This window comes from Nocardia sp. 2TAF39, from assembly GCF_052114905.1.
In the GTDB taxonomy this organism is placed as follows: Bacteria; Actinomycetota; Actinomycetes; order Mycobacteriales; family Mycobacteriaceae; genus Nocardia.
On the sequence record NZ_JBFRFQ010000022.1, the window covers coordinates 79,331 to 86,189 of the forward strand.

The following is a 6,859-nucleotide window of genomic DNA, read 5'->3' on the forward strand; positions in this document are numbered from 1 at the left end:
TGCCGCTCAGTCGGGAGCAGGCCGGTTGCCGCGGCCGAGCCCACGACGAGTTGGTACTGCAGTCAATCGAGCTCGACGCCGGGATCGGTGAGCATCTCGAGCTGCTGTCGTACCAATTCCTCGGGTAGCTTCCGCACCATTGCCTGTGCGATCCGATTCCTTCGGCCGCACACCGCGTCCGCGGTGAGGCGATGCCGCACACCGATCTCGACCATCGGTACGTTCTGCACGAAAAACAGCTCGAAATACTCCTGTTCGGGTTCGGTGAGACCGAGCACGTAAGGTACCAACACCATCGACTGCTGCGTCTGCAGTCGATGGATCAACGCCACCGCCGTCCCGTCGGATATCAGCGGCCTGCCGGACAGCAACGTCATCAGATCGCGGGCGATCCGCTGCTGGAGGGTCTTGATCGAATTCTTGGAGCGACCGAGGATCGCCGCCGTCTCGCCGTGCGACAATCCGCGCTCGAACAACAACTCGGCGACCTCCCGGTAGGTCGCTCGTAGTGCCGGAATGCACCGCGCCACCTCGTCCGGGTCTGCTGCACGCACCGCCAGCAGATCGGCGCCGATCTCGGCAGGCCGGTGATCCTCGGCGGGCTGCCAGTCCCGCACTGTCGGAACCGGCAACGACATGGTCCCATCGACGATCACCCCGTCGTCGGTGACAATCCCGCCATGCCTGCGGACCCATCCGAGTCGAGCGGCGGCCGCTGCCACCCGCTCCACCGTGTCCGACGTGTCCGACGTGTCCGACGTGTCCGACGTGTCCGACGTGTCCGACAAGTATCGGTCGTCACCGTCGTTGAGCACCTTTTTCACGGCCTGCACGCCGGCTTCTCTGGCCACATCCGCTCGCGTCACCCTCCGCAACACCCCGGGCCGCCCGAACTGCTCCCACAGTTGCGTCGGCAATTCCCCCACCAGCACATGGGCGATGCGGCCCAACTTCCAGCGGACCGCACGGCGCCCGCCGGCTTCCGACGCCGAGTCCGCCATCTCCTCCATGGTCATCTCCTGGCCGAAATACCGATCGGCGTCAGCGCGTTCCGCGTCGGTCAGCATCGGCAGGCACTCCGACAACCACTCCGGGCGAGCGGTCCACACCGCCTGAACCAGAAGCAGTGCCGCAGTGTCCTCCTCGGCCCTACGCGCGCCCAGCGAATCCGCGAACCTCCGCCGCAGCTCCGCCATATCGGCTATCGCTCGTCCCGACGCCGCCGCAGCCTTCGCCACCGACCGCCGTCGCAGGAACAACAGCGACACCGGTTCCCGATCCTGCGGGGGTAACTCCCGGGCCAGCCGCCGCACCCGCAATACCCACCGCACCGCATCCCACTCCGTGTCCAGCCCACGTCCCGGCAATCCCCTGACCACCTCGTGCACTACCAGACACAACCGGTTTTCCACGTCGCCGGTGTCCTCGGACCTCGCTTCCGCGATGTCCGACGGGGTCTGTCCCAGGAACCATCGAACGAAATACTCCCGCCATTGCGGGCTCAGCCCCTCCACGCACCGCGTCACATCACCGAGCTGGGCGCGTTTCACCGCGGCCACGTGCCTGGCCATTCCTGGTAACTCCGCCACCTCGCCACCACTCGCCAACGCGGCAGTGAGATCCGCTCCTCGTGCCCGCAACGCCGCGGTCAACGCCAACTCACCAGAATCTCGGGTGCCCGGCTCGCTGTACGTCGTGCCTGGGGCGTCCAGGGTCGCGGCACGCTTCGGCGCCGAATCCGCGGACGCCCCCTCGTCTACAGCCGAGGCGGGCCCATCTCCGAACGCGGCGCCATGTCGACGCCGCTCCTCGAGACCCGGCCTGACGTCCACGCCCAGCTCGACGCTCATGTGCTCGACGAACAACAGACCGACCTGCCACGGCAGGTCGATGGGAGCCGCCGACCGCCACCGCCGCAATTCCGCCGCCACCACCCGCCACTGATCGGCCGGCATCCGTTCCAGTACTAGGTCGAAAACCGGTCTGCTCATCCGCGAAAGGACCGAATCACCCGCCGGCACCCGCGCATCGCCGGCCCAGAACTCCTCCCACACCCGACCGCAGAACTCCACCACCCGCCGGTGGTCGGCCAGCACCTCCTCGAAAATCCGGGGCAGCAGCACACCGGAGCCTCCCGGGGCGCCCGATTCCGCCGCTCGACGCGCGGCCCGCGCGAACACCTCGTCAACTATCTCCGGCACTGTCCGATCGTTCGACACCGCGCGCACCGCGTGCTCGGGCACTTGCGCGCGCAGCCAGGCGACCATCACATCCGCGCTGCGGGGATTGATGATTCGCTCCCGCAACGCCGCCAACACCAACGCATCCCGATCACGCGTGCCGAATCGCGCTTCGAGACGGTCCCACGGCCCCACCACCGTCAGCATCGACACGTTCAGTCGAGTCGCGATCTCCGCGTCCGACACCTCTTCCGCCAGCAGGGCCAGCATCCTGGCCTCACGTTCGGGCAGCGCCCGGTTCGGATCCAGGATTCCCTCCCGCAACGCCGTCACCACCATGAGCATCCGATCGCGGGTGCCGAACACGTCCCCCGCCTCCGCGAGCCGGCGGTCCACCACGTGGGCAGGTATTCCCATGGCGATGCCGATCTGCGCGTCCGACAATCCCCGTGCGACCAAACGCAGCAACTCCACCTCGTCACCAGACAGGCCGCGATCCTGCACCGCAGGAACCACCCTCGGGAGGCGGTGAATATCCAGAATCCCCTCCCGCACCGCAGCGGCCACCGCCCCGACCCGATTCCCGGCACCGAGCACACTCGCGATGCGCATCGTGCCGATCAACACTTCACCGGCCGGCAAACCCACGGCCGCACCGATTTCCACGCTGGACCCGCCCTCGGAGACCAGGTACAACATTCGGACATCACGTTCGGACAACCCGAGGCGATCACCGACATCGGCCCACCGTGTCTTCACATCCTCGGACGATGCACTTCCCGCCACACCGGATGCCGTCTCGGCGACCTGTTCCCACTGCGGTGCGGTCTGCGTGATATCCACTCCCAGTGTCACGCTCATATGCGTGACAAACGACGTCGCCGCATTCGCCGGGACGTCTACCCGCCCTCGCTCCGGGCGCCAATGCCGAAATCCCAACAGCAATGCCCGCCGCTGATCGGACGGCATCCGCTCCAAAACCCGGTCGAACACTCGACTGCTCACCCCCGACAGAATCGAATCGCCGTCCCACAACCACTCGTTCGTCGACCGGAACTCCTCCCACAACCGAGCGCAGAACTCCACCACCCGACGGTGATCAGCCATCACCTCCCCGAAAACCTGTCCCAGCAACACCCCTACCCCACCGCGTTCCTGCCCCGCCCGCATCCGACGCTCGGTCCGCGCGAACACTTCGTCGACAATCGCCGTCGCCACTTCCGGATTCGGCACCGTGCGCTGCACCCGAGCGCGAACCTCCGATTCGAACTCGGCGCGCACTCGCAGGCGCGCAGGCCCGGGTACGTCGGGCACGGAAGCGCCGCCCGGCCTGCCGGGCGGGTCCTCGGGTTCCGCGCCGACGTTCGCCGGCTGGTGTGGTTGTTGCCGAACCCAGTTCACAGGGTCGTGTTCGTGGCCGTCGTTGTGGTGGAAGGCCAGGAACTCGTTTACGAGTTGCTGTCGGCGGTTGCCGCCGATGAGACGGTGGCGTTCGGGGGCGAACGCGTTGAACCCGGGGTGCTGGAATGCCTCGGTACCGGGCGACTGTCGGCGGGGACCGGTCGACGGTTCGGCGGAGGTGCCCTCGGGCGGGTCCAACTCCGCACGCAGCAAATCACGGGCCTCGGCGACCACGTGGTGAACTCGGTCGATCGGGACCTCCAGGCGAGCACTCACTTCGCTCGGTGTGAAGCCCTGGACCAAGTTCAATACCACGATGTCGAAGGCCAGGTCCGAGTTCGGCAGATGCGAGAGTATGTCTCGTAGCTCGTCGGCGAAATCGACATTCGTGAACGGCGACTCGACTCCGATATCGCGCGGACGGGATCCGGACTCGTTGCCGATCAGTTCATCTTTCGATACTCCTCTCCGGGCGAGGAGTACGAGCATTTCGGTCACCTCGACCGGATCGAGGTCCAATGCCTGACCGATTTCAGCAGCATTCGGCATTTTCGTGGTTTTACCGTAGAATTGATATCGATACCGGTCGATCCTGCGGAGCAACTTTCTTGTCGCCGGGTTCACATTCGGATATCGGCGCCCGAGGTCGGTGTCGGACAGTTTCCAGCGTGCGTACGCCAGGGCGAATGCGACAAAGTCACCGGGTGGTATGAAATACCGGATAGCATCCCGGATCGCGAGGTGCGCTATTTGCACTCTGTCGTCATATTCTACTCCGACAATGCGCCATAGGCGTGCCGCAAACTTCGATACCCATATATACTCGAGCCAGATCCGATTGATGATCTCGCCTTCCTCCTCCGAGCCCGGCGAGGTCGCGATCAAATCCCAGATGAGGTCATAGTATGAATTATCTAAAATGGGAACATCGACTCGGGCACAGAACCTCCGCAGTGCCGCCAAGAACTTTTCTTCCGGAATTTTCAAGGCATCGCGGTATTCGCGAAGCCGCATCAGGCTCGGTGTATCCCCATAATTTTCGTGGTCGGCTATCCTGCCCCTCTTAATCCCCATGATCGAGCCAAGTTTCCGCTGAGACACTCGGCAATACAGCCTGTAGGCGCGCAACCATTCGTTAATTGAATCATATTGGACGTCATCCGGGTCGGGCATTGCCTCTCCGGCTGGATTCATGCAATAGTCGAATCCCCACGCCGTAGCCAAATCATTCCACGATGCTACGCGGTAGAGGCCTCTATCATAGGCCCTCAACGCCACGAGTTCGACACCCTTACCCACTACATCTTTTTCATGACGGACATACGTGTTCAGTGGGATTCCCAGGAGGTGCGCAGTAGCCTCAACTGTCATGTTGTTTACTCGGCGGAAGTGTCTCAAATATTCACCGAAGGATTCGGCGACAGCCGGATTCGGAAAAATCGGTTCCTTCCGAGGGAGGTAGGTATAGCACTCGGCGAGCTCGTCTGCCATGACGCCGTCCTCCAACGCCATCGCCCCGATCACGGCCGTGACAAGCCCCTTTGAAGGACGGAACCTTCCGTTCTCCCAGCGGACCACAGCCGATTGGGACGTACCGGCTCGGTCGGCCAGATCATATTGAGTCCACCCTCGGGCAGTACGGAGAAATCGGACATACAGCCGGATCTCGGGATAGCCTTCCGGATATGCTGGCCTACCGCCTGGTGCGAGCAGCGCCGGATGGTGTCGCGCGACGGCCATGTAGGCGTCGCGGGCGCCCTGGATCCGGCGCAGTAGCGCCCGATAGTGGCGTGTTTCCAGTTGGTCTCGTCCCTGCTCGGCGGCATCCCACGTCCCCGGTGGCGCACCCAGCAGTTCGTCCATGCGCTCAGGTAATAGGGCTAGATACCGGCGCACCCTCGACAGCCAGGTCGTTGTTTCCTCGTCGTTGTCGGGAGCGGGAACGGTCCGGCAGGCACAGTGCCGTGACTGTCCGGGTCGAGCCCGGCATTCGTGAGCCAGCGTTGCGCCTGTTCCATTTCCAGGTGATGCATCCCGAGGTAGTCGTCGAGGCTCTGTTTCGGTAGCTCGGATCTGTCGGCCAGCCGGGCACGGTGCCACTGCACGAGCCGCAGTTCTTCCACGGATTTCGGGGGTCTCGGCCGGTGGATGAGCCCGCGGCGTTGAGCGACCATCACCGTCGGGACTTGACCGTGTGTGCCGAGCTTGCCGCTCGCGCCTGCCATTGCCATCTTCACGGTGATCAACGACAGTTCCATCTTGTCCGCGATCGCGGGGAAGGACAGACCGCGCCCCGCCCACCCGAGCACTTCGATTTCGCGATCGGTAAGTCCGATGTCGCCCGGTGATTCAGGCAAGGCCTCGGCCACCTCGGAGTCGATCAGCCCCAGCCATCGCGCGGCGTTCACTGTGTGAATCTGACCATGCGCGTCGAGTTTGCGGGCCGCGCGAGCCAGATAGTCCCGCACGGTTCCCGGCGTCGAATTCCGTATCGACGCGATCGCTTCGATCGTGTGCCCATCGGCGACCAACTGGAGTGTCTCGAGTTCCTGACCGGACAAGATGCCTTGGTGCGCGGCGATGTCGAATTGAGTCCTGGCCATTCCGACCACGACATATTCCGGCACGCCGCATATCCGAGCGACCGCGGCGGCGTACCTGAGGACAGCATCCCGCCGGGGAAGGTTCATCGGTGCGACGCTGTCGGCTGGTGAGGACGCTTGTCTCGTCTTGGTACGGTCGAGCTGGACGGGCCAGAACCGGCGAATTTCCGCCACATAGTTGGGGCCGAGGGCGGAATCGTTCAGGGCACGCATCAGATCCGACGGTCTGGCCTCAGCCAACGCCCTGGCCACCGGATGGGATTCGTCGACTCTGTCGTCGCCGACAAGGATCTCCCAAATCCGCTGCTGGAACTGGGCAAACCTGTTGGCCTGCCTGGTCGGCTCGATGGTCGGCTTCGGAAGCGGCGGTGCCGGTCCACCCGAATCCGATCCGCTTCGCCTGCCACCGAACGCACCGGCATTCGGGTCACCCGGATTCGCGGCATGCGCCACCGCACCGTCGACCAGCATCGGGGTCCGGCCGCGTAAGCCGAAAAACGGTTCCGCCACCGCACGATTGGCATCCAGGCCACGAACCGCACGCGACGGACGATCCAGCGTCGCCGCGAAGTCCGTCCCGCCACCGAACAACCGACCTGCGTCGGGCCGCGGTACCGGACTGTCGTCGGCGGCAGGTCGAGACAACCGGGCCGCGGCGGACGCGGCCCGTAGCGC

General features: G+C 64.5%; 2 protein-coding genes and 1 pseudogene. All 3 read right to left on the minus strand.

What is annotated here, in order from left to right:
- Nucleotides 1-62: 62 nt before the first annotated feature.
- The 3 genes and pseudogenes from AB4Z47_RS16320 to AB4Z47_RS16330 all read right to left on the minus strand — a co-directional run bounded on the left by AB4Z47_RS16320 (nucleotide 63) and on the right by AB4Z47_RS16330 (nucleotide 6,694).
- The gene (locus tag AB4Z47_RS16320; RefSeq protein ID WP_441951663.1) at nucleotides 63-4,130 is read right to left on the minus strand and encodes a hypothetical protein; all 4,068 of its coding nucleotides are present in this window, start codon (nucleotides 4,128-4,130) and stop codon (nucleotides 63-65) included.
- 954 nt (nucleotides 4,131-5,084) lie between these two features.
- Nucleotides 5,085-5,444: pseudogene (locus AB4Z47_RS16325) on the minus strand (helix-turn-helix transcriptional regulator); the annotation flags it as partial.
- A 17-nt stretch (nucleotides 5,445-5,461) separates the two neighbouring features.
- Nucleotides 5,462-6,694: a helix-turn-helix transcriptional regulator gene (locus AB4Z47_RS16330; RefSeq protein ID WP_441951655.1), complete on the minus strand. Its 1,233-nt coding sequence runs from the start codon at nucleotides 6,692-6,694 to the stop codon at nucleotides 5,462-5,464.
- Nucleotides 6,695-6,859: the final 165 nt, after the last annotated feature.